This is a genomic window from Olsenella uli DSM 7084 (assembly GCF_000143845.1).
Taxonomy (GTDB): Bacteria; Actinomycetota; Coriobacteriia; order Coriobacteriales; family Atopobiaceae; genus Olsenella; species Olsenella uli.
In genome coordinates, this window is sequence record NC_014363.1 from 1,910,120 (window position 1) to 1,933,606 (window position 23,487).

Genomic DNA, 23,487 nt, shown 5'->3' on the forward strand with positions numbered 1-23,487 from the left:
ACAGATACCCGGGACACGAACAACGGTCATGCACGCCACCGCCACATCTCCCACCCCTGTCGGTGAGGATAGTTGCCATTATGAGAAGGTCGGCGGTGCCGAGCCCGCCTGCGTCGACCCCGAGCTGCCCTTCGACCTGCCGGATGGCTGGGAGTGGGCACGGCTAGGATCAATATCACTCGGAATCTCAACGGGACCATTTGGAAGCGCCCTGCACAAAGGCGACTATGTATCCCGTGGGGTGCCCATTGTTAATCCAGCGAACATTTCTAATGGGCTGATAACTCCAACCTCCTTCGTATCGGAAGCCACGCGCGAAAGGCTAAGCTCCTATATCTTGTCATTGGGGGACCTGGTAATTGGGCGACGGGGCGAAATGGGCCGCGTAGCCGTTGTTGGCGATGAATGTGTTGGTTGGTTGTGTGGCACCGGCTGCTTTATCGCGCGTTGTCCCGGAGGAGGGGAGCTTTCCTCTAACTTATTAAGTCTCGTATTCTCCTCGACGTATACAAAAGCCTTTCTCGAGGAAAACGCCATCGGCACAACAATGAAGAATCTTAGTAGGGAGATTCTGGGAGAGGTGCTCGTGCCCGTCCCGCCCCTCGCGGAGCAGCGCCGCATAGTCGTCGCCCTCGACGAGCTCCTTGGCCTCGTGGACGAGGTGGAGCGCTCCCAGGCGGAGCTCGAGGGGCTGCTGGACAGGGCGAGGGCGAAGGTCCTCGACCTCGCCATCCGCGGCAGGCTCGTCCCCCAGGACCCGTCCGACGAACCCGCCGAGGCGCTCCTGGCCCGCGTGCGGGAGGAGAGGCTGCTCATGGCGGCCGACGGGAGGCTGAGGAGGAGGGACGTCGAGGGCGACTCGGTCATCTTCCGCGGTGAGGATAACTCCTATTATGAGAAGGTCGGCGGCGCCGAGCCCGTCTGCGTCGACTCCGAGCTGCCCTTCGACCTGCCGGAAGGCTGGGAGTGGGCAAGACTGCCGTCTTTGTTCGTAATTGATCCACGATCGAGGCAAGATGATGTTGCCCTTGTCTCGTTTGCCCCGATGGCTTCAATCGATCCGGGCTTTACGTCACATGTGAAATATGAAGTCAGGCCGTGGGGAGAAGTCAAAAGGGGGTTCACTCACTTCGAAGAGGGCGACGTCCTGTTCGCGAAGATTTCGCCATGCTTTGAGAACAGGAAGTCCTTCGTCGCGGAGTCTCTTGAGAACAAGCACGGTGCGGGTACGACCGAGCTCATCGTGCTTAGGTGCATCTGCGGTATGACGCCTTGGTTCGCGCTCTGCTTCCTGAAAAGCCCGACATTCATTGACGCCGCCAAGGGGACCTTCATGGGAACGGTAGGCCAGCAGCGGGTCAAACGGGAATTCATAGACAGCGTGTTGTTCCCAGTTCCTCCCCTATCGGAGCAGGCGCGAATCGCCAAGTCAGCATCCAAACTCCTAGACTCAATTGGGTTGTAGGAGCAGGAGCAACCTGGCAACTTCTCTGACGATTCTGTTCTGTTCGGGTTGCGGAGGTATCGGTACAAGCATTTCGTCCATGTCATCCTTGCGCACCGAGGGGGAGTTGTCGCCTCTCATGTGGACGTTAATTGCGTTCACGAAGTAGTCAGATTTCATGCAGAGAAATAGCCACTCGGAGTCGATTGAATCCGATGACGCGGTGCATACGTAGAAGCCCGTTGAGGCGACGCAACCGTCGTGCTCGTCAAATGCGAGGGCGATGTTCCTCAGGTAGGGTCTGACCATAGAAAAGAGGACTGACCCCTTGGCAACTGCTCTGCGCGCTCGGCTTGGCGCGTCGGCAGTTGACAGCAGCTTGGGCTCGATGATTTTGCACCGTACGTTGTCTATGGAATCAATGTCGATATAGCGGAATAGCTTTCCTGTTGGCCTGTGACTCCCTTGCGGTTGGCATATCGAGCTAAGCCTCACCCACGCCCAGGAATCCGGAACGTCGAAGGGCACCTCGATCAAGATGGTGCTTCCGACGTTCTTCTCATAATAGGAGATGGCGGAATCATGGTCTTTTCCTGGAACGACGACACCGAGAGGAGAAGGCTATGAGCTACCAGGAATTCGAGCAGCACCTTAGGAGAGAGGGGCTCTCATCAAACACCGTCGAGTCCTATCTGTGGACGGTGGAGTACTTCCACGCTAACTACGACGGCCTATGCGAGGAGAACCTGCTCGCATACAAAGGCTACCTGATGGAGTACTTCAAACCAAAGACCGTGAACCTCAGGATTCAAGCGATGAACAAGTACCTCGATTTCCTTGGGTTGCAACACCTTCGAGTAAGGGTGGTGAAGATACAGCAGAAACCCTTCTTGGAGAATGTAATTAGCAACTCCGATTACCGGTTTCTAAAGACATGCCTCAAGGACGCTGGGAACTACCAGTGGTACTTCGTGGTCTGGTTCCTCGGGGCCACCGGCGCGAGAGTCAGCGAGCTCATAAAGCTGAAGGTAGAGCATGTCGAAGAGGGGCATTTTGACATCTACTCGAAAGGTGGAAAGCTGAGAAGGCTCTACATTCCAAAAAAGCTCAGGGAAGAAGCCTTGTCGTGGCTGAGAGAGCGAGGCAGAAAGAGCGGCTACCTCTTCGTCAACAGATACGGCAAGACGATCACTCCTAGGGGCATTTCGCAGCAACTCAAGAAGTACGCGCGAAAATACGGTATCGAGGAGTCCGTTGTATACCCCCACTCATTTCGACATCTCTTCGCTAAAAACTTTCTTGAGCGATATAACGACATTGCGCTGCTTGCCGACTTAATGGGACACGAGAGCATCGAGACGACGAGAATCTACCTTCGTAGGACAGCAAGCGAGCAGAGAGAGATAGTCGATAGAGTGGTTACATGGTAAGAACGGCAGTCAGTAGAGTAGCTATTGTTTCTGCGGCAGATGCTATGCGTTCTTGTTCGTGAGACGGAGGGATGGGCAGAAGGGCCCCCTGTCCGTCCCTCGTCCCAAGCCGAGGCATCTTTACGCCATATGAGCAACGGTTTGCATAACTCAAGAAATAGTCAGACATCAATACAAGCCTGATGTAACTGGGAGCTACCGTGCCATAGAGTTCTATAGGGATGATCTCGGAAGTGCAATAACCTGGCTCGGGAGCAATGAGCACCTTGTTGAGATAGGGTCGGAGTTTGCTGTAAAGGAGCTGACCGGCGCAGAATGGCCTCTTGACGCTAGACGACCTTCGCTCCCCGCCACAGACCCTTCTGAGAATCCTTCCCGATCCCTTCTCGATGTCTTCAAGGTCAAGCACCCAGGCCTCATCGTCGATCTTCTCAGGATTGACGCTTTCGGACGAGCCGTAATTCGAAATTGCACCGAAGCGAGACCAAGCCCATGTGCGCGGTATAGCGAATACCTCACCTTCGATAGGTATGACTCGATTGTCTCCAAAGCGTTCATAATAGGAGTTATCCTCACCGCGGAAGATGACCGAGTCGCCCTCGACGTCCCTCCTCCTCAGCCTCCCGTCGGCCGCCATGAGCAGCCTCTCCTCCCGCACGCGGGCCAGGAGCGCCTCGGCGGGTTCGTCGGACGGGTCCTGGGGGACGAGCCTGCCGCGGATGGCGAGGTCGAGGACCTTCGCCCTCGCCCTGTCCAGCAGCCCCTCGAGCTCCGCCTGGGAGCGCTCCACCTCGTCCACGAGGCCAAGGAGCTCGTCGAGGGCGACGACTATGCGGCGCTGCTCCGCGAGGGGCGGGACGGGCACGAGAAATGACCTGATTGACTGTAGCCCGACGGTCTTTTGGGCGATGCCCGTTGCGACAGAGTCTGCACAGCTTCTAATCCATCCTGACTGCAGGCAATAAGAGAGGTAGTGATTGCCAAGCAGCTTGTTCGGCCTGATGATTCCAATGTGCCTTTGCACGCAGAAGCGCCTATCATCTAAGACCCTAATGACGATTCCATAAGAACCGGTCACCGTGTAGAGGACATCACCTCGCATGGGTCGCCTGTACTCGCCTAAAGACTCGTAATAGCTTTCGGGAACAAAACGTGTGTCTTCGAAGTTTAGATAGCCAGACGAAACGTTCGATATAACCAGAAATGGTATGCCGCTGGAAACTTGTGGCGGCGGTTGATGGTCCCCATCTGCCACTGACAGAACGATGCTTCCGAGCCGTGCCCACTCCCAGCCATCCGGCAGGTCGAAGGGCAGCTCGGGGTCGACGCAGGCGGGCTCGGCACCGCCGACCTTCTCATAATGGCAACTATCCTCACCGACGTAGATGATGGAGTCCTTGGCGACATCGCGCCTCTTGAGCTTTCCCTCGGCGACCATGCGCTGCTTCTCAACCCTTACCCTCTCGAGAAGAACGGATGCCGGTTCGTCATTTGGGTCTTGGGAAACGAGCTTTCCGCGCACGGCCAGATCGAAAATCTTCTGCCTCAGACGTTTCGTGTCAATCATTCTTCAATGTCTCCAAGCAGCTCCTCCAGCCTTGAGACTGCCGAGGCGATGCTGTCGCTCTTCTCCCGTATCTCTGCCAAAAGGTCGGAGAGCTGCACCTCGGAGATGTCATCCCCCGTCTTTATCCAAGTAATGTCTAGGCTCGCCTTGTCTCTGTCCAGAATCTCTTGGAGCGTGAAACGCCTCCACCGTCCGTTGGGGTTCTCTTCGGAGTAGGTTTCCTCGCGGTCACCAATGGCAGCGGGCTTGTAGCAGTCGACGAAGTCCTGCAGGTGCTCCCTAGTCATGGGCCGCTGCTTCAGAGTGTGGTGCACCCCAGTGCGGTAGTCATATATCCAGACCTCCCTTGTCTGCCAGTCGGGACTCGCGGGTCTGTTATCGAAAAAGATGACATTCGCCTTCACTCCCTGGGCGTAGAAGATGCCGGTAGGAAGCCTGAGGATTGTATGCAGGTTGGTGGTTTCGAGGAGTTTGCGTCGCACCGTCTCTCCCGCACCTCCCTCGAATAGAACGTTGTCCGGCACGACGACTGCGGCGTGTCCGTCCTGCCTGAGGATGGTGTGGATATGCTGCACGAAGTTGAGCTGCTTGTTGGACGTGACCGCCCAGAAGTCCCGTCTGTTGTAGGTGCCTTCCTCTTCCTCCTGCAACCCTTCGTCGTTCGTGAAGGAGTATGAGGACTTCTTCCCGAATGGAGGGTTGGTCAGCACGTAATCATAACGAGTCCCAGGATCAGCGAGCAGTGAGTCGTTCCTGTAGATGGGAGGCTCGCCATTGAAGTCGCTGATATTGTGTAGGAAGAGGTTCATGAGGCACAGCTTGTAGGTGCTCGGCACAATCTCCCAACCTGCGAAGGTTGAGTATCGAAGGAAGTGACGCTGGTCCCGGTCGAGGGTGTAGTGCTCGGAATCCTCAATGTAGTCTTTCGCGGCCAGAAGGAACCCTCCGCTTCCACAACAGGGGTCCACAACCGTCTTTCCGGGCTGCGGCTGAACGCAGTCAACCATCGCGCTGATGAGCGCCCTTGGGGTGAAGTACTGGCCTGCGCCGCTCTTCGTGTCCTCTGCAACCTTCTGCAAGAGGCCCTCGTAGATGTCGCCCTTCACGTCGGAAGACATCGACGACCACTTCTCCGCATCAATCATTGTGATGACCCTAGAGAGAATGGCGGGATTGGAAATCTTGTTCTGGGCCCCTGAGTAGATCTGCTGCAGGGTGCCACCCGTCTCCCCAAGGGTCTTCAGCACATACTCGTAGTGGCGGAAGAGCTCATCGCCCCTCTTTGACTTGAGCGTGTCCCACGTGCAGTCGCCAGGGATGCGCATGTCCCTCTTGTAGGGCGGCTTGCTGTACTCGTCTGCCATCTTGAGGAACAGCAGGTATGTCAGCTGCTCGAGGTAGTCGCTATTCGAAACCCCGTCATTCATCAGGACGGTCGCCATCGACCAGACCTTCTGATTAATCGTGGATTGAGAGCTCAATTCCATCCTCCTATGCGACCAGGGCAAGACTCAAATCGTAAAGCAGCACTTCGTATCTATCCCCGAACAGTTCGTAATACCGACCAAGGCCACCTCTGTCTGCAAACGGGAAGAGCTCCAGGTCGTCCACGGTAACTTCTGCGCTTGTGGAAACGAAATCGCGTAGGTCTCTCAGCCACTCCATCTGCTCGTCCGTGAAGTGGCCGTGCCCCGCGTTCTCGGAGAAGACCCACTCCTTGAAACGCATCCTCACGTGGTCCGCGAAGGATATGAGGTCGTCCTCTTGCCCGATTTCGAAGCGCACGAGGGAGATGATGTCGGTGAGCTGATTGACAACGCTCTTCCTGGACACCTTGTCGGGACTTGTAATCTCGTAGGCATTCCACAACATCTCGTTCGAGAGGTGGTAGGGGGCTTCCTTGAGCCTGCTATAGACCTCCTTGATCATCTTCAGAGTGAGGGGCCTCTGTCGATACGATTGGGAGTAGATGACCTGAAGGGCTTCCAGCTCGTCTTTGTTGTCGTCGAGGAACTCCCTGAAGGTCTTGATGGCATCGGCGGCACGCGCCTCGTGGTCGTCGTCCCATCCCACGAAGAGGACCGTGTCCAGGTTGACGTTGTCGATGATCTGATCGTGGGCTTTCCTGACGTTCTCGAGGTAGTTTCTAAGATCGGGATTGAGAATGGGCCCTATGGCCTCGTCGATGAGGGCATCCTGCACAGCGTCGAGGACGAATTCGCTCGGCATCTCATCCTCGAGCAGCATCGCAGGTTCGGTGATGAGGTCCATGTCGAATGCGTCCAGCATCTTGCGCGCAATCTCGTTGATCGGGACGCCGCCGGTCATCTCCTCGGCTTGCTTGCGCTCCTTCTCGGTCATCGCCCTGTCGAGCCTCAGGAGCCTGTTCGCCAGTGATGTCAGAGTATCCTCGTCCCTGGCGCCCATCACCACGCTCATCATGAGGTCCTTGAGGCTTACGGTGGGCTTTCTCTCCAGTGGTCGCGTCTCTGTTTTGAGAGTCTTGGTGACCCCGACGGCGTCGACGACGACGTACCTCACCTTGCTCGACCTGGCATCAGGGGTCACCTTCACGAGGTCATCGTATGGGAGAACGCGCCGCGCACGGCCGAGCATCTGCTCGAAGTAGTTCTTGGACCTGACGTCACGCATGAATAGGAGGCACTCGAGGGGCTTCACGTCCGTACCCGTGGCTATCATGTCGACAGTCACGGCGATTCGGGGATTAAACCCATTGCGGAACTCGGAGAGGGTTGACTGGGGATCGTCCGCTTGGTGGGTGATCTTTTTGCAGAACTCGTTTCCCTGGCCGAACTCCTCGCGGACAATGCGGATGATGTCGTCGGCATGGCTGTCGGTCTTGGCGAAGATCAAGGTCTTTGGCACCACGTCTCGCCCGGGGAATATCTCGGTGGTCACCTTCTCCTTGAACGTCCGTATGACCATTCTTATCTGCGACGGGTTCACTACGTCCCTGTCAAGCTTCGAGGGGTCGTAGGTTATGTCCTCGTCCATCTGCTCCCATCTGAGCTGACGGGAGAGCCTGTCTCTCTTCTCGATGTACTGCTTGAGGATGGTTCCGCCCTTAGTGCCCACCTCAGTCTCAATGAGGAAGACGTCGCCACCGACGTTGACGCCGTCGATGACTGCCTCCTCGTGGGTGTACTCGCTGACCACGTTCTGGTTGAAGAACGCGAACGTGCGCTTGTCGGGGGTTGCCGTGAGGCCGATGAGGAAGGCATCGAAGTAGTCGAGCACCTGCTGCCAGACGTTGTAGATGGAGCGATGGCACTCGTCGACTATCACGAAGTCGAAGAACTCGGGAGGATAGGCCGAGTTGTACTCAACCTCCCTAACCCCTCCTCTGACGTCGTGCTCGTTGGGGGACTCCTCCTCGTCGCGCTCGTCGAGATCCCGTCCCCTGAGGATGGAGTACATCCGCTGGATGGTGCTTATGCAGACGTCGGCATCCTTCGGTATGACCGACGAACTCAAACGGGCGACATTATAGAGCTCAGGGAACAAGCGGGCATCATCCCCAGGCTTGTACTTTCTGAACTCCTCCTCGGCCTGTATGCCGAGATTTCTCGTATCCACAAGGAAGAGAATCCTCTTCGCCCTTGCGAACTTGAGGAGACGGTAGACGTTCGTGATGGCGGTGTAGGTCTTTCCCGCACCGGTGGCCATCTGGATGAGCGATCGCGGCTTGTCCTCGGAGAACGACCGCTCGAGACCCCGAATCGCCTTCACTTGGCAGTCCCTGAACCCGGCCGGGTTGAGTTCCGGAAAGGCCTTCATCCGGTTCCTGAGAGTTGACGAGTCTGACAGCCAGCTTTGGAGTTGCTCGGGCCTGTGGAAGGAGTACACCTCCCTAGAGCGGTAGTTGACATCCTGATAGTCACAGAAGTGCGTCAGGACATCGGTGGCTTCGTAAGCAAAGCGTATGTGGACTGAGCCCCTAGAATACTTCAGACCGCTCTCCGCGTACCTCTTCGACTGCTCAGCCACTGTCGTAAGTTGATGCCCCTTGTCGTGCGCCTTCGCCTCGATGACGCCGACCGGCACCCTGTCAATGAACAGGAGGTAGTCGACCGGACCTGAATTCGTGGGGTACTCACGTACTGCTACGCCAAACTTGGCTGCGGGATTGAGCTCGGACATGTCCTGGACAACATAGCCCGCCTGCTCGAGCTTCGCATCAATTTCCATCCGTGCTTTTTCCTCTGGATGCATCTTTGTACTCCTAGGAGGTTATCTGGAGGCCGTCACGGCACTCGAATAACTCGGCATTTGCCTCAACCTCATCAACCACCAGGCTTGTTATCAATGCCGAAACGCTGATGCACCGGGACTCTGCGAGCACGGAGAGAGCATGCTTCAATTCTGGCGTTACAGCAAAGATGACGCGATCACTCTTCTTTCCGAGAAGCATCGTCTTCCGCAAGTCGCTGGCCTGCATATACACCTCCGCATGACATACGATTTATATAAACGATACCACACTAATATAAGCGGTTTTATGACCAGACATCATCGAGATTAATTCAACGATTGGAAGTATCCCCGCCCACGGGCAGGGCCCGTCCCCGGGACCCCTCCCGGCCGCCACGCACAGCCGAGGTCAAGGGTCCCACTGTTGATGTTCACTAAGAAGTGACGCGAATGGTCATCGGGAACCGAGCACCGTGGTCATGAAGAATTGAGCAGTTTGGTCAGGAACTGGCCGTGCCCCGGGGCGTCAGGGACACGGCCAGAACTATGCTCTCCCGAGGTGCCGACCTTGGCGAGTGCCACCCCGGGAAAAAAGGGGAAATGACCGTGTCCTTAGACGAACAAGAGGATATCAGGCGGATGGACAGGGACGGGGTGCCGAGGTCGCGGATTGCCCGCGAGCTCGGCGTCAGCAGGAACACCGTCGCCAAGTACGCGAACATGGAGGACATGTCGCCCGAGGCCCCGCTGGCCCGCAGGAGGGCCCGCCCGGCCACGGACGGCCTGTCCGCGTGGATCGACTCGGTGCCGGAGGCCGACCTGGGCGCCCCTCGCAAGCGGCGCCACACGGCCAAGAGGGTCTACGACAGGGCGATGGCCGAGATGGGCTACGAGGGCTCGTGCTCGTCGATCAGGAGGTACGTGGGGCCTGGAGGGAGGGGCACGTCCCGGCACCGAGGGAGGGCTACCTCGGGCTCGAGTGGGGGCCGGGGACGGCCCAGGTCGACTTCGGGAACTTCCGGGCGAGGGTCGCGGGCGTCCCGCGCGCCCTCAAGCTCCTCGTCGTGACGCTGCCGCACCCCAACGCCCGCTTCTGCGTGGCGATGCCGCGCGAGAGGGCGGAGGTCCTCCGCTGGGGCCTGCGCCGCGTCCTCGAGTGGATGGGGCGGGAGCCGCGCGTCCTGGTGCCCGACAACGCCACCGAGGCCGGCAGGATGCTGTCCGGCAGGGTCACGGAGTCGGTCCTCTTCTCGCAGTTCCGCGCGCACTACCGCTGCGAGAGCCGCTGCTGCAACCCCTGCCCCGGCAACGAGAAGGGGTCCGTGGAGAACGACGTGGGGCTCCTGCGCCGCAACCCCCTCGCCCCCGTGCCCGAGGCCGCCTCGCCGGGGGAGCTCAACGAGAGGCTCAGGGCCGGCAGGAGGAGGGCCCCCAGGGCGATGGCGAGGGCGGCCGAGGGCTCCGGCTTCGCCGCCGCGTGCGAGGCGGTCGGGAGGACCTCGTGCTCATGGGCGACGTCGGGACCGGCAAGACGCACATGGCCGAGGCGCTCTGCGTGCTGGCGTGCCAGTCGGCGCGCCCCGCGCGCTTCTTCACCGCCTCCTCGCTCGTCGACGAGCTGGGGTTCCTCCCGCTCGACGCCGACGGCGCGAGGCCGCTCTTCCAGGTGGTCTCCCAGGCCTGCGGGACCCAGTCCGTCGTCTTCACGACCAGCCTCGAGCTCTCGAGGTGGGGGTCCGTCTTCGGCGACGACCAGATGGCCGCCGCCGTGATAGACCGCGTCGTCCACCACGGCAGGCTCCTGCAGTTCAGGGGCGAGTCCTGCCGCGTGAGGCACGCGCTCATACAGTAGCCCTGCTCAGAAAGCGTACCCAGGAAGGGTGACCAAACCGCGCAAAAGTTGTTGACCATTCTGCTCAGATCGTGTTGACAAAACACAGGCCCCACGGAACCTCGCGCAAATCGGAGGGCGATTGGTGGAGGTTGCCGAGGAGCGCCTGTGCCCTCCGCCTACCACGGGACGGAGGTACTTTGCCTCCCAAGGGTGGCAAGCGCGCACGGAGCGTACGTGGCCCACAACCCGAGAGGGGAACAAGGACCTGGCAGCGAACAAAAGCACCAAGAACCACAGGAGCAAGGCAGGGCGCCAGCAGGCACGCGAGGCCGAGGCCAAGGCGCAGGCGGCGCTCGACCGCCTCGGCGAGGGCGAGCGCGGCATCGAGATACTCGTGCCGATGCTCGTGAAGTGCCGCGACGACCCGCCCGAGGGGGCCTACGGTTACTTCAGGCGCGGGGTGCGCAGGACATGAATTGACTCTCGAAATTGGTATCGTCCGCGCAGTTCGGAAGCAGATCCTGTGGCCACCTGTGGCCTTCTTGTGGCCAAAATAAGAAAAAGGCCAGAGGTCTTAGCCCTCTGACCTGCGTTTTCTGGTCGGGACGACTGGATTCGAACCAGCGACCTCTCGGTCCCGAACCGAGCGCGCTACCAAACTGCGCCACGTCCCGTTCAGCGAGGAACCACTCTAGCAGAATTGGGCGCCCGAGCCAACCGTCATTGTCGCGCACGACCACCAACCCTGTGTATCCAGCGCATGTCCAGCAAGGTCACAAGCGCGTTCGTGCGTGTCGCAGACGGCAAAGACGCAGCTGCCCGAGCCCGTCACGCAAAGGCCCCGGACGCCTTCTTGCCTGCCCAGCCATTCACAGACCACCGCGTCTTCGGGTACGATCCGCAACGCGGCGGGCCCGAGGTTGTTGTAGAGCCCATCGCAGACGGCCTCCAGGTCACCGCGGCTCAGGGCATCGCGCATGGCCCGAGCGTCACGCGGGCTCGCAGGCCGCTCGTCAAAGGCCCCAAATGCGTCGGCCGTCGGGACGCCCGCACGCGGGCGCACGAGAAGGATGGGGACATCGCCCAGCTCCGGGTACGACTCCACGAGCACGTCGCCGGCGCCCACGAGATAGGACGGCCTTGGGTCCAGGAAGAACGCCACGTCGGCCCCAACCGAACGGGCGACGGACACGACACGCTCGTCGCTCGCGCCAACCTCCCACAGGCTGCAGAGGGCGAGTATCACGGACGCGGCGTCGGACGAGGAGCCACCCAGCCCGGACTGAGGGGGTATGTTCTTCTCGATCTCGATCTGGTAGTCACGGGACACACCGAACTCCCGACACATGCGCATGGCGGCGATCCAGGCGGTGTTGTCCCGCGTCGCGACGCCCACGTCCTCGCTCATCGCGAGACAGACGCGAGACGATGGGCCCGATGCCGCGCCTGGTGCGGAGCCCGGAGCGACGCGGCGCGCAGCATCCTCCGACGACCGACGGTCGAACTCCGTGACGGCCACGCGATCCGCCAAGGCGACGGCGACCATGATGGAGTCCGCACGATGATAACCCCGGTCGTCACGGCCGGGGTGGATGCCTAGGTGCAGATTGAGCTTTGCCGGTGCGGCGAGCGTGACCGATCGAGCCATGGCAGGACGGCGCGGGGCCTACGCGTCCTCGACGAGGGCGCCGAAGTCAAGCACGCGCTCGCCCGTGTCGGGGTCGTAGAGCTCGACGGTGCTGGTCAGGACGTCTACATACTGGTAGGACTGACGTGCCGTACGGCCACGTCTCTCCTCGACCTCCACGACGAACAGCGAGGGATGGGCCCCCACAAGGGTGCCGGTGCGCTCCACGATGCGGGAGCGACCCATGTTGGCGCGCACCCTGATGCGCTTTCCCTGCAGGGTGGCAAGTTCCTCGCGGATCTGGTCTACTCTGTTGACGGGTGGGACTTCTGCTTCCATCAAAACCTCCAAGCAGTGGCCGCCGGGCGCATGAGGCCCCGCGACCTCTGATACCATGCGGCCTTTGATTGTATGGCACATAACTTGCGTTCACTAAACACCGACGAAGGAGCGGCGCATGAATACGACACGCATACAGCGGGTGCTCGAGAACCTCTCCGCAGACGGCCTGTCGCAGGCCCTGATCACGGACCCGTTGTCCATCTGGTACCTGACGGGCTACTACACCGAGCCCTACGAGCGCTTCCTCGCACTCTACCTGGCACAGGACAGCTCCGCCGCAGCGGGCTTCCGCACGACGCTGTTCTGCAACCGCCTCTTCCCGGACGCATCGGGCTTCGCCGACCAGATCGTGGCCTTCGATGACACCGAGGACCCCATCGCGCTGGTCTCGGACGTAGCCGAGAGGGACATGCCCCTCGGCATCGACAAGGAGCTCTCTGCCCGCTGGCTGCTTCCGCTGATGGACGCCGGCGTCGCCACAAGCTTTGCCCTGGCATCCACCGCCGTAGACGCCGCACGCTCCGTGAAGGACGGCGAGGAGCAGGAGTTCATGCGGGCGGCAAGTCGCGTGAACGACGAGGCCATGGGCTGGCTGGTCGCACAGGTGCGCGAAGGCGTGACGGAGCGGGAGATAGCCGCAGGCCTTCTGGGGGAGTATCGCCGCCTGGGGGCGGAGGGCCACGCCTTCACGCCGATCGTCAGCTTTGGTCCCAACGCCGCCGACCCGCACCATGAGCCAGACGGCACCGTCTTCCACAAGGGTGACATGGTCCTCTTCGACGTCGGTTGCAAGCGTCGGGCCTACTGCTCGGACATGACGCGCACGTTCTTCTCGGCCGAGCCCACCGCCCGCCAGCTCGAGGTGTACGAGGCGGTGCGTCGCGCCAACGAAGCGGCCGAGGCCATCGTCAGGCCCGGCGTCACCTTTGCCCAGATAGACCTGACGGCTCGACGCGTTATCGAGGAGGCTGGCTTCGGCCCCTATTTCACGCACCGCCTGGGGCACCAGATCGGCCTCACGGACCACGAGCCTGGGGACGTCAGCTCAACGCACGACGAGGCGGTCCGCCCGGGCCAGTGCTTCTCCATAGAGCCGGGCATCTATCTGCCAGGAGAGATGGGCGTTCGCATAGAGGACCTGGTCATCGTGGGTGAAGACGGTTGTGAGGTGCTGAACTCCTATCCCAAGGGGCCCACGGTCCTCTCGGTCTAGCGCACGCCTCGCACAGCGATCGGCACAGGCCACACGGCACAGGCTACACGGCACGGACCGCACAGCACAGGCCACACGGCACGGACCGCACAGCACAGCACAGGCCACACGATGCGAACCGCACGATGCGGGCGAGAGCGGTCGCAGGATACGAGGTGCGAGTGGGTTTGCGACGTGGATTTCGGTTGCTGGCGCACGCCGGTCGCGGGCGCAGCCTCCGGTTGCCGACGTGGCCTCCGGTCTCTGGCAGGCTCCGGTCACTAGTGGCCTCCGGTCGCCGGAAGTGAGTACTTCTCCGGAGAAGTGAGTGCTTTTTTCGGCACCCGACGGGGACGAATCATCTGGAAAGTGCGCATCCTCCCAAGTATCCGCAGGTACACGCGTTGTCGTATTTCGTCGGAGGTGGGTGCCGGCACTCACCTCAGGAAAAAAGTACTCACTTCCGAGACGCCGGTACTCACTTCTCCGGAGAAGCACTCACTTCTGGTAGTCTCGGCGCCCGCTCCCGGCGGTTCCGACGGCGCCAATGTTCACCTCGAAATACCCAGCGCGGTGCCTGGCGCGGTGCCTGGCGCGGTGCCTGGCGTGGTACCCAGCGCGGTGCCTGGTGCGGTGCCCGACGCGAAGGAAGCGCGGAAGGACGGGGGCAGTGGGTCTAGAAGACCTGCCCCCGCTCGCACACCCGCGCGCTTCCACGGCATCACAGCTGGGGGCACTTGGAGAGCGCGGCCTCGTCGGCAATGACCACGCAGTTGGTATGCAGCTGCAGAATTGAAGCGGGGCAGCCGGGGTCCACCGGGCCGTAGCACATCCGCTGGACCGCATCGGCCTTGGCCTCGCCGTTGGCGATAACCAAGATCATGCGGGCGTACATGATGGTCTGGACGCCCATGGTGTACGCCTGACGCGGGACGTCCCCCTCGCGCTCGAACAGGCGCGCGTTGGCCTTGATGGTGCTCTCGGTGAGGTCGACGCAGTGCGTCCCCTTGGAGAAGAAGTCATCGGGCTCGTTGAAGCCTATGTGCCCGTTATGCCCTACGCCCAGCAGCTGCAGGTCCGGGTAACCGGCCTCGGCGACCATGCGGTCGTATTCCCGACAGGCGACGTCGGCGTCGGGGTTGGCGCCGTCCGGCACGTGTGTGTTGGCCTCGTCGATGTTGATGTGGGCAAAGAGGTTCTCGTGCATGAAGTAGTGGTAGCTCTGAGGGTCAGAGTGCCTGAGGCCACGATATTCGTCCAGGTTGTAGGTGGAGACGCGGCTGAAGTCCACGTCGCCCTTGCGGTACCACTCCGCCAGCTGCTGGTATGCGCCAAGCGGGGTGGTGCCCGTGGCAAGACCCAGGACACAGTCTGGCTTCATGATGACTTGAGCTGATATAACGTTTGCTGCCTTGCGACTCATGTCCTTATAGTCTGTAGTGCGGACAATTCTCATTACATCCCCCATAACGTCCTAGCATGATCCGAGCGGGTGCCCACATTATATGGCGTGAGGCCCGACACGTCGAGCACGGGGGCCAGCGGCGTAGGACGGCGGGAGCTAGAGGAGGCGCGCCAGGTCTTGGAGGGCATGGAAGCGATGGGAGATGGCGTTCTTCTCGGCCGGCGAGAGCTCCGCCATCGTCCGTCCCGGCGCATCGTCGGGAAGGAACAGCGGGTCATAGCCAAAGCCACCGTCCCCACGTGCCTGGAAGGCGATGCGACCGTTGCAGTCGCCATTGCCTGCGGTCGCGCCCTCGCCGTCCCCGTCGCGCTCGACCAGCACCACGCTCGAGTGGAAGTGAGCCCCTCGCCTGCCTTCGGGCACGTCGGCGAGCTCGCGGAGCAGCTTGGCGTTGTTTGCGGCATCGTCGCCATGGGTCCCCGCGTAGCGGGCCGAGAGGATCCCGGGCGCTCCGTCGAGGGCGTCCACGCAGAGGCCGGAATCGTCGGCAACCGCCATGGACAGGCCCGTCTCGTCCAGGGCGGCGACGGCCTTGATGTGGGCGTTGTCGGAGAAGGTCTCGCCGTCCTCCACGGGATCGGGGAAGTCTCCCAGCTCACCGAGGGCTACGAAGCGCACGTCCCGCATCACGGTCGAGAGGATGGCCTCTATCTCGATGACCTTGTGGGGGTTGCCCGTCGCGACGACGACGGTCCTCGCGGGGTCGAGGGAGCCGATGTCGATGGTTGTCATGTTCTTCTCCTCCGAATGCTGTAGCTGCGGACTGGGGCGCTGGATGCCGGAGCGCTGGGCGCCGGCGAGTCGGATGCCGGAGCGCTGGGCGCCGGCGAGTCGGGTGCCGGGGTGCCGCCAGATACCGCCGGGTGCCGCTGGATGCCGCGGACTGCGTCATTCCTGAAATCCGGTGACCTGGTTCTGAAGCGCCACGAGACGCCCGATGCCCACCTGACCCAGGTCGAGCAGGGCGTTCAGCTGGGCGCGGTCGATGGTCGAGCGCTCGCCGGTGCCCTGGACCTCGACGATGCCACCAGCGTCCGTGCCAACGAGGTTCATGTCAACCTGAGCGTGGGAGTCCTCGGGATAGTCGAGGTCAAGCAGCAGGCTTCCATCCACCATGCCCATGGAGATGGCAGCAACCTGGCCGGTCAGCGGCAGACGTGCGAGGCGCCCGGCATCGACGGAAGCCATGAGCGCGTCGTGCAGGGCCACCCACGCACCCGTGATGGATGCCGTGCGCGTGCCCCCGTCGGCCTGGATCACGTCGCAGTCGCAAATGACCGTGAGCTCGCCCAGGCGATGCAGGTCGACCACGGCACGCAGGCTGCGGCCGATCAGGCGCTCGATCTCCATCGAGCGACCCTTGCGGCCCTTGTACTCGCGGCGGCTGCGCGTGCTGGTGGACGCGGGCAGCATGGCATACTCGGCGCTGACCCAGCCCGCGCGCGAGCCCTTGCGCCAGGCAGGCACGCCCTCCTCCACCGTGGCCGTGCAGATGACACGCGTGTCGCCGAACTCCGCCAGGCACGAGCCGTCGGCATTCTTCATGATGTCGCGCGTGAGCTTGGCGGGGCGCATCTGGTCGGCGGCACGGCCGTACGAACGGGTGAGGGAGGGGACCTGGACGGTCGCGGGCGCTGGGATGGTGCCCCCTGGTGCAGGGCTTGCGGGTGTAGGCGCTTCGGACGCAGACATCTTGCCTCCCATACGAAGCCGGGCCCCGCTGCCTGCGGAGCCCGGACGGTCCCTCTGGTGGGCGATGACGGGTTCGAACCGCCGACCTTGTGCGTGTAAGGCACCTGCGCTAGCCGCTGCGCCAATCGCCCGTTGCAGGCAGAGTGTACCATAGCGCCCCCAGCCCCCCGCAGGGCGACCGCAGCGCCTATACTGGTCCCATGAACACGACACTCACATCCATCACACGGCTCCTCGCACGCGAGGGTCTGCTTGCAGATAGCGCCAACGTCTTCGACGAGGCCGGCGCCAATGGGTCCGGCGGCGCCGAGGGGGGCGTCTCCGCCGACGTCTGCGGTGTGGACTGCGACTCACGCCACGCAGCCCCCGGCCACCTCTTCGTCTGCAAGGGCAACGCCTTCAGGGCCAGCTACCTCGCACAGGCGCTCGCGGCGGGTTGTGTGGGCTACCTCTGCGACGAGGCGCGGGCGGGCGAGCTGGCGGCCCACTGCCCACAGGTACCACGACTGGTGTCCCATGACCTGCGCCGCGCGATGGCGCTCGTCTCGGCCGAGGCCTGGGGCCATCCCGATCGCAACCTCGGCGTGCTGGGCATCACGGGGACCAAAGGCAAGTCCACGGTAGCCTACATGCTGCGCTCGATTCTGGATAGCGACGCAGACGGCACACGTGGCGCGCCGCACACCGGCATCCTTGGCTCCATAGAGACCTTCGACGGCATCGAGCGGGAGGAGAGCGTGAACACCACGCCCGAGGCGCCAGACCTCTGGCGCCACCTCCACAACGCCGCCACGTCAGGACTGAGCCACATGGTCATGGAGGTCTCCAGCCAGGCCCTCAAGTACGATCGGGTGGTGGGGCTGGGCCTGGACGTGGCCTGCTTCCTCAACATCGGTTGCGACCACATCTCACCCGTGGAGCACCCCAGCTTCGAGGACTACTTCGAGAGCAAGCTGCGCATCTTCGACCAGGCATGCGTCGCCGTCGTGAACCTGGACTCCGACAAGGCCGACGTCATCCTCGAGCGTGCGGCGCGCTGCGGGCGCACAGTGACCTTCTCGGCAACGGGACAGGGCGCGGGCGGCGCCCCTGCGGGGGCGGGAGGCGCGGACGTCTGGGCCGAGGGCATCAGCTCCCGCGAGGGGCGCATCCAGATGATGGTGCGCACCCCCAGCTGGTCCGAGCCCGTCACGGTGTCGATGCCCGGCCTGTTCAACGCCGACAACGCGCTTGCCGCCATCGCCATCTGCGAGGCCTGCGGCATCGGACGCGAACGGGTCGTGGCCGGGCTTGCGCGCGTGCGGGTTCCCGGCCGCATGGAGCTTCTGCCCACCGCCGACCCAAAGGTCACGGGAATCGTTGACTACGCGCACAACAAGCTGTCATACCAGCGCTTCTTCTCGTCCATGGCGCAGGAGTTTGCCGGACGGGCCATCATCGCGGTCCTAGGCGCCCCCGGCGGAAAGGCCTACGAACGCCGCCGGGAGCTGCCACAGGAGGCGTCCAAGTGGGCCGACTACCTCATCTACACCGAGGAGGACCCCGCGGGCGACCCCGTGGAGGAGATTTGCTCCCAGCTGGCCGCAGCAACGCCCGCAGGACAGGACTTCGAGGTCATCGTCGACCGCCCGGCAGCCATCAGGCGTGCCGTCGAACTGGCCTTTGGCTACCCTCAGGGCGCCCTCGTATGCCTGCTGGCAAAGGGCGACGAGACGCTTCAGCACGTGGGGAACTCCTTCGTCCCCTGCGAGACCGACGGCACCCTCTTCGAGCGCGCGGTGGGGGAGCGTCTGGGGTAGGCGGCTCGCGAGCGCCCGGGACGAGGCGACGCCTCCACCCGAAAGACCACTGCCAGGCGATGGCGTCAGCTCACAGGGGGGCCGAGACGCGCTGTCTCGGCCCCCCCCGAACAAAGTGCCCATCTGCGCGCGAGCGGGCCTGAAATGGCCGTGCGAGACTAGAAGTCCACGTCCACGTCGTTGTAGACGCACTCGAGGAGGTGCTCCATCTCCTCCTGCGTCGGCTGGCGCGGGTTGGATCCCGTGCAGGCGTCGAGGATGGCGTTTGCGGCGACGTCGTGCCTCTTCGCCTCGAACTCCTCGTAGTCGATGCAGGAGGCCTCGCTCTTCACGCCGCCCTCGCCGTAGTTCTTGATGCCCTGCGGAATGTCGAGCACGTCGTTGAGACCACGGATCATCTGGACGAGAGACGCAACGAGCTCGTCGTCGGTCGCACCATCCAGGTGGAAGACCTCCTTTGCCAGGTAGGCGTAGCGCTCCTTGGCGCGCGCGTCCTTGGCGTTGAACTGGATGACCTTACCCAGATACATGGCGTTGGCGCAGCCATGGATGATGTGGCCGCCCGAGAACGCGGCCCCCGTCTTGTGGGCCATGGAGTGCACGATGCCCAGCAGGCCCGAGGAGAAGGCGATGCCCGCAAGGCACTGGGCGTCATGCATGTGCTGGCGTGCGTCCTTATCGCCCTTGTAGGACTTGGGCAGCCACTCGACGATCTCCCTCATGGCGTGGAGCGCCATGGCATCAGTGTACATGGAGGCCGCAGTGGAGACATAGGCCTCGATGGAGTGCGTGAGGGCATCCATGCCGGTATGGGCGCAGAGCTTGGCAGGCATGGTGTAGGTGAGCTCGGGGTCGACGATGGCGACATCCGGCGTGATCTCGAAGTCGGCGATGGGGTACTTGATGCCCTTCGAGTAGTCGGTGATGATCGAGAACGCCGTGACCTCCGTCGCGGTGCCAGAGGTCGATGAGATCGCGCAGAAGTGCGCCTTGGTGCGCAGCTCGGGCAGACCGAAGACCTTGCACATGTCCTCGAAGGTGGTCTCGGGGTACTCGTACTTGATCCACATGGCCTTGGCCGCATCAATGGGCGAGCCGCCGCCGATGGCGACGATCCAGTCGGGCTGGAACTCGCTCATGGCCTGGGCACCCCTCATGACGGTCTCGACGGAGGGGTCGCTCTCGACGCCCTCGAACAGCTTGACCTCCATGCCGGCGGACTCGAGGTCGGCCTGAACGTCCTGCAGGAAGCCACCACGACGCATGCTGCCGCCACCCGTGACGATGATGGCCCTCTTCCCGCCCAGGTTCTTTACCTCGTGGCGGGCACCCTCTCCAAAGTAGAGGTCACGCGGATTGGTAAAACGTCCCATACTATCCTCCTCTGGACCGCGAGCCTTGCGCGGTCAAGCCATACAGGCGACCTGGTGCCACCTGACACTACCGAAGTACCGCAGTGAAACTGGCCTGGATTCCCCCGGTGCGGCATACGTCGGCTCCCTGCCGCGCCCCTGGCCTCCATCCATTATCTGGCATATTGCGCACAGTTCAATTCTTTACTTTTCCAAATGAACACGCTCTTGTGTACGTTTGGGTCCATCGACAAGGCCGGCCTCGGAACGCCGTCCGCCATCCCACGACCAGGTGGTCCCGAGGCCACGACCGTCCGCAGTCGGGTACGATTGTGCGACGTAGGGCATCCACGGACGCCGGCACAGGACGCGCGCGGACGCCGCAGCACACATCCGCTGCGCCACGCTCGCAGCGCACTGCCCAGGGGGAGGGGGCACGACGCATGGCATATGACGCCAACCGCGAGGACTACCAGCGCCTGGGCCTGCGCTTCGCCCGTTCGCTCGACGGCAGCGACGCACAGGGCGTGACTCGGGCGTTCGCGACGTTCGGGCGACGCTTCGCCCAGAACCGCGACTCGCTCCCACAGACGGATGCGGACCGTGCCTTCCACCTGGTTGCCGTCGCCGCGACGTCGATAGACTACGAACTCCCCTTCGCGAGCGACGAGCGGGCGGGGCAGATCATCGAGCGCGGCCATCGGCTCCTGGACGAGGCGCTGGAGCTCGATCCCGACTGCCATGACGCCATCCGCATGCGCGAGGCGGCCGCCATCGGCTCCTTCGAGGGCTACTACGACTTCCTGCGCGAGGGGGCGGACGAGGTGCGCGCCCACTGCGAGGAGGCCCGCAGGAAGGCGGCCGCAGGGTTCGACGACGAGCGCGCCGCGCTCGAGGCAGACATCGCCATGCGCCCCTACCTGCGCTGGCTTGCGACCCAGGCCGCGAAGGCCGTCATCTGCGGCCATAACCGCGAGGCCGTCCGCCTGGTCGAGTCCTCGCTCGAGCTGGACCCGCAGGACACGTCCGACGCCCGCTTCACCGCCGCCATCGCCTACGCCAAGCTCGAGGACGAGGCTGGCCTGGACGCGCTCGCCCGACACGAGGCGTCCAGGGGGGTGCGACGGGACGGGGATGACGCCTGGATGCAGCTCGCACGCATCACGCTCGCCCACCGCCAGCACGACCTCATGGGTGCCCGCATGCGACTCAGGCGCCTGGCACAGACCTACCCCTACGCCGCCGACGCCCTCCTCGCCCAGAAGGAGCTGCCCGACGGCGTGTTCGCCCGTCTCGCCGTCCCGCCCTTCAGCGAAGACGAGCTCATCTTGGCCCTCTCGGAGGGCACCGTCCTTCTGCAAGAGGGACGCGACCGAGACGGGCGCGGCTCGCTGGGCTGCTGGCTCGCCACGGAGGCGCGGCGCATGGGAGCGCGCGAGATGCCCATGCCCCGAGGCGGCACGCGCGAGGGCAGGCAGCGCGAAGACGGGCAGCGCCCGTGAACGCCCACGAGGAGCTGGTCTTGCGCCTTGCCACCAAGCGTCGTGCAAGGCTGGGCCTGAGCGACGCCGCCTACGCCGAGCTCGTGGAGGCCGTGCGCAAGGATCCCCAAGGCTTCGTGGACGATGGCGAGGAGGAGGCGTTCTCGCTGGTCGCGTCGGCCCTCGACCGCTACGAGAATGACCGCGAGGGCGACGATCTGCTGGATGATGACGCGTTTGCAGCAGCGCGCGGCAGACGCATGGCCCGTATGAGGAGCGACTGTGCCGAGGCACTCTCACATGACCCGGGTTGCGTCGATGCCCTGCTGATGGACGCCATCGCCACGGATGCCGGCTCCGATGCGCTCGTTGGCGCACTCATGGACATCGAGCGCCGCTTCGCCGAGAGGAGGCCCGCGTCTCGTGGCGGAGACCCTCAAGACGCCTGGGAGGACGTCTTCGCCCACCCGTACCTGCGCTTGGCGGCCACTCTCTCGCGCGCCTGCCTCGACTCGGCCCGCTACCGCATGTCCGCACAGGTCGCCTGGCGGCTGATGGACGCAGTGCCGAGCGACGTCCTGGGGGCACGGCACGGCTGTGCCCTGGCCTACGCACGCCTTGAGGACGAGGACGCGCTCGACGAACTCGACGAGCGCTTCGGTCGGCGAGGCGACGCCTGGATGCAGCTCAGTCGCGTAATCCTCCCTTACAAGCTGGGACGCATGGGAGCCGCACGGCGCGCGCTGCGTGGATTCGACAGCCTCTGCGAGGGCGGCGTCTACGCGCTGCTGCGCCCCATTCTCATCGACACCTACCTGCCCGACCGCCCCCTCGCCGAACCCTACGGCTTCGAGGAGGCCACCCTGGCCGTGCATGAGGCCGATCCCATCATCGTCGATGTGCCCGACCTCCCCATCTGGGTGCAGGAGCAGCCTGGCATGCTGGAGTCCGCGATGTCGTTCGCACGTCGGTCGGGGCTCGACTGGTAGCCGAAGGTCGACGTTCCGCCAGACAGTCGGAAGGCAGTCGGAACTGGGTTTGGCGTACAACCGGATGACCAGGCGGACATCGTACCCGACAAACAATTCGTGTGGACGCCTCGCGCGGAGGGGTTCGTGCGGGAGGTTCCCGTGGTGTCTTATCATGGACGCTTTGCACGAATGGGCAATTCACAATAACTCGTGTGTCGTCCGCTTCTCATGATCGCGTGGACGGCAGGAGAACTTTTGTGAAAAATAATGAAACTATTTTCACAATACCTTACCACACATCCATTTTGGAAGGCCTCTCGGACGACAGGCGAAGTAGCGTGAGTCGCCCCAGACCTTCCGCTCACACTAGCTCCCCTGCCATCCAGTGACGGTGAAAAAACGGACGACAGAGAAAGCTCTGTGAGTCTGCTGTCCGCCGAGACTCACAATAACTCGTGTGCCGTCCACAGGGGTCTCGGAAGCATCAACATGCCCCCATCACTCCAGAGCCCGTCACCCTCTGGCGTCACGCCGGCTCCGACCCTGACGTCATGTGAGCACGCAGCCCCCGCTTAGATCAGCCAATCTTCTCCGCCATGAGGACATAGAGCTCGTGGGCGTTCGCACAGGCGCCAATCGCCTCGAGGAGCCGCTGGTCCTGGATGACCTCCATGAGGCGCCGGAGCATCTCGACCTGACCATGGGCCTCGAGCGCCAGCATGAAGAGCACGCGGGGACGCAGCGTGGTGTCGGGGTCGCCCATCATCTTGAGCTCGACGGGCTCTCTGAGCGTCACGATCGAGACGGCGGGCTCGTTGATGTGAGCCGGATCGCAATGCGGGATGGCGATGTCAAAGGCAACGGCGGGCAGCGCCGTGGGAAAGACCGCCTCCCGATCGACAATGGCCTGGGGGTAGCTGTCCTTGGCATATCCGGCGTCGACGAAGCCCTGGGCCACTTTCCTGAGAGCTTCCTCGCCATCGTGCGCATCGAGACCAACCCGAACGAGCTCTTCCTTAAGCAGCATGCACGTCTCCCTTCGCGCAGAGCGCCGCACGCGACGCTCCAGCGTTCCTTCC

At 62.8% G+C, this 23,487-nt stretch carries 21 protein-coding genes and 2 tRNA genes; 9 read left to right on the forward strand and 14 right to left on the reverse strand.

All coding sequences use genetic code 11. The annotated features are described in order from the left end of the window. The first annotated feature begins 28 nt into the window (after positions 1 to 28). Positions 29 to 1,465, forward strand: a complete 1,437-nt coding sequence (locus OLSU_RS09425; protein ID WP_013252512.1) for a restriction endonuclease subunit S — start codon at positions 29 to 31, stop codon at positions 1,463 to 1,465. Here the strand turns inward: OLSU_RS09425 and OLSU_RS09430 are convergent. Further along, positions 1,451 to 1,972: a restriction endonuclease subunit S gene (locus OLSU_RS09430; RefSeq protein ID WP_236697232.1), complete on the reverse strand. Its 522-nt coding sequence runs from the start codon at positions 1,970 to 1,972 to the stop codon at positions 1,451 to 1,453. The genes OLSU_RS09425 and OLSU_RS09430 overlap by 15 nt on opposite strands. A 95-nt stretch (positions 1,973 to 2,067) precedes the next feature. On the opposite strand from OLSU_RS09430, the gene OLSU_RS08345 reads away from it, so the two are divergent. Beyond that, positions 2,068 to 2,874: a tyrosine-type recombinase/integrase gene (locus OLSU_RS08345; protein ID WP_013252514.1), complete on the forward strand. Its 807-nt coding sequence runs from the start codon at positions 2,068 to 2,070 to the stop codon at positions 2,872 to 2,874. Here the strand turns inward: OLSU_RS08345 and OLSU_RS08350 are convergent. Genes OLSU_RS08350 through OLSU_RS08365 form a run of 4 tightly spaced genes read right to left on the reverse strand, consistent with a single transcriptional unit; the run spans position 2,864 to position 8,900 of the window. After that, positions 2,864 to 4,441, reverse strand: a complete 1,578-nt coding sequence (locus OLSU_RS08350; RefSeq protein ID WP_013252515.1) for a restriction endonuclease subunit S — start codon at positions 4,439 to 4,441, stop codon at positions 2,864 to 2,866. The genes OLSU_RS08345 and OLSU_RS08350 overlap by 11 nt on opposite strands. After that, positions 4,438 to 5,928 carry a class I SAM-dependent DNA methyltransferase gene (locus tag OLSU_RS08355; protein WP_041549017.1) on the reverse strand — a complete coding sequence of 497 codons (1,491 nt, stop codon included), beginning with the start codon at positions 5,926 to 5,928 and terminating at the stop codon, positions 4,438 to 4,440. The genes OLSU_RS08350 and OLSU_RS08355 overlap by 4 nt, the downstream gene beginning before the upstream one ends. 4 nt (positions 5,929 to 5,932) lie before the next feature. Next, on the reverse strand, positions 5,933 to 8,674 hold the full coding sequence (locus OLSU_RS08360) for a type I restriction endonuclease subunit R (RefSeq protein WP_013252517.1): 2,742 nt from the start codon (positions 8,672 to 8,674) through the stop codon (positions 5,933 to 5,935). A gap of 10 nt (positions 8,675 to 8,684) precedes the next feature. Further along, positions 8,685 to 8,900, reverse strand: coding sequence for a hypothetical protein (locus tag OLSU_RS08365; protein ID WP_013252518.1), 216 nt, complete (start codon positions 8,898 to 8,900; stop codon positions 8,685 to 8,687). A gap of 353 nt (positions 8,901 to 9,253) precedes the next feature. On the opposite strand from OLSU_RS08365, the gene OLSU_RS09720 reads away from it, so the two are divergent. The 3 genes from OLSU_RS09720 (at position 9,254) to OLSU_RS08380 (ending at position 10,962) form a co-directional block, all read left to right on the forward strand. Further along, positions 9,254 to 9,721: a helix-turn-helix domain-containing protein gene (locus OLSU_RS09720; protein WP_056991285.1), complete on the forward strand. Its 468-nt coding sequence runs from the start codon at positions 9,254 to 9,256 to the stop codon at positions 9,719 to 9,721. Positions 9,722 to 10,154: 433 nt separating this feature from the next. Beyond that, complete coding sequence (locus OLSU_RS08375; RefSeq protein WP_275453148.1) at positions 10,155 to 10,505, forward strand: ATP-binding protein; 351 nt, start codon at positions 10,155 to 10,157, stop codon at positions 10,503 to 10,505. A 124-nt stretch (positions 10,506 to 10,629) separates the two neighbouring features. Beyond that, positions 10,630 to 10,962: a hypothetical protein gene (locus tag OLSU_RS08380; RefSeq protein ID WP_013252519.1), complete on the forward strand. Its 333-nt coding sequence runs from the start codon at positions 10,630 to 10,632 to the stop codon at positions 10,960 to 10,962. Between the two features lie 122 nt (positions 10,963 to 11,084). Here OLSU_RS08380 and OLSU_RS08385 read toward each other — a convergent pair. The 3 genes from OLSU_RS08385 to OLSU_RS08395 form a co-directional block, all read right to left on the reverse strand. Continuing rightward, positions 11,085 to 11,161 (reverse strand) — tRNA-Pro (locus OLSU_RS08385). Between the two features lie 17 nt (positions 11,162 to 11,178). After that, positions 11,179 to 12,135: a 4-(cytidine 5'-diphospho)-2-C-methyl-D-erythritol kinase gene (locus OLSU_RS08390; RefSeq protein WP_013252520.1), complete on the reverse strand. Its 957-nt coding sequence runs from the start codon at positions 12,133 to 12,135 to the stop codon at positions 11,179 to 11,181. Positions 12,136 to 12,153: 18 nt separating this feature from the next. Beyond that, positions 12,154 to 12,453 carry a Veg family protein gene (locus tag OLSU_RS08395; RefSeq protein ID WP_013252521.1) on the reverse strand — a complete coding sequence of 100 codons (300 nt, stop codon included), beginning with the start codon at positions 12,451 to 12,453 and terminating at the stop codon, positions 12,154 to 12,156. A gap of 118 nt (positions 12,454 to 12,571) precedes the next feature. Between OLSU_RS08395 and OLSU_RS08400 the strand changes: the two genes are divergently transcribed. Further along, positions 12,572 to 13,669: a M24 family metallopeptidase gene (locus OLSU_RS08400; RefSeq protein WP_013252522.1), complete on the forward strand. Its 1,098-nt coding sequence runs from the start codon at positions 12,572 to 12,574 to the stop codon at positions 13,667 to 13,669. A 700-nt stretch (positions 13,670 to 14,369) separates the two neighbouring features. Here OLSU_RS08400 and nagB read toward each other — a convergent pair. From nagB to OLSU_RS08425, 4 genes are all read right to left on the reverse strand, one after another. Continuing rightward, on the reverse strand, positions 14,370 to 15,104 hold the full coding sequence (gene nagB, locus OLSU_RS08410; RefSeq protein WP_013252523.1) for a glucosamine-6-phosphate deaminase: 735 nt from the start codon (positions 15,102 to 15,104) through the stop codon (positions 14,370 to 14,372). Between the two features lie 105 nt (positions 15,105 to 15,209). Beyond that, positions 15,210 to 15,845, reverse strand: coding sequence for an RdgB/HAM1 family non-canonical purine NTP pyrophosphatase (rdgB, locus tag OLSU_RS08415; RefSeq protein ID WP_013252524.1), 636 nt, complete (start codon positions 15,843 to 15,845; stop codon positions 15,210 to 15,212). A 156-nt stretch (positions 15,846 to 16,001) separates the two neighbouring features. Next, entirely contained in the window at positions 16,002 to 16,805 is an 804-nt protein-coding gene (rph, locus tag OLSU_RS08420) for a ribonuclease PH (RefSeq protein ID WP_013252525.1), read from the reverse strand. A gap of 55 nt (positions 16,806 to 16,860) precedes the next feature. Continuing rightward, positions 16,861 to 16,936 (reverse strand) — tRNA-Val (locus tag OLSU_RS08425). Between the two features lie 69 nt (positions 16,937 to 17,005). On the opposite strand from OLSU_RS08425, the gene OLSU_RS08430 reads away from it, so the two are divergent. Beyond that, a complete protein-coding gene (locus OLSU_RS08430) occupies positions 17,006 to 18,604 on the forward strand; it encodes a Mur ligase family protein (protein WP_013252526.1) in 1,599 nt (532 codons plus the stop codon). A gap of 158 nt (positions 18,605 to 18,762) precedes the next feature. Here OLSU_RS08430 and OLSU_RS08435 read toward each other — a convergent pair whose 3' ends face one another. Then, positions 18,763 to 19,977 carry an iron-containing alcohol dehydrogenase gene (locus tag OLSU_RS08435; protein ID WP_013252527.1) on the reverse strand — a complete coding sequence of 405 codons (1,215 nt, stop codon included), beginning with the start codon at positions 19,975 to 19,977 and terminating at the stop codon, positions 18,763 to 18,765. 422 nt (positions 19,978 to 20,399) lie between these two features. Here OLSU_RS08435 and OLSU_RS08440 point away from each other — a divergent pair, with 422 nt between their 5' ends. Further along, positions 20,400 to 21,458, forward strand: a complete 1,059-nt coding sequence (locus OLSU_RS08440) for a hypothetical protein (protein ID WP_013252528.1) — start codon at positions 20,400 to 20,402, stop codon at positions 21,456 to 21,458. Beyond that, a complete protein-coding gene (locus OLSU_RS08445; protein ID WP_013252529.1) occupies positions 21,455 to 22,426 on the forward strand; it encodes a hypothetical protein in 972 nt (323 codons plus the stop codon). Before OLSU_RS08440 ends, OLSU_RS08445 begins: the two co-directional genes overlap by 4 nt. Positions 22,427 to 22,985: 559 nt before the next feature. Here OLSU_RS08445 and OLSU_RS08450 read toward each other — a convergent pair. Then, a complete protein-coding gene (locus OLSU_RS08450; RefSeq protein WP_013252530.1) occupies positions 22,986 to 23,435 on the reverse strand; it encodes a PTS sugar transporter subunit IIA in 450 nt (149 codons plus the stop codon). Between the last annotated feature and the right edge of the window lie 52 nt (positions 23,436 to 23,487).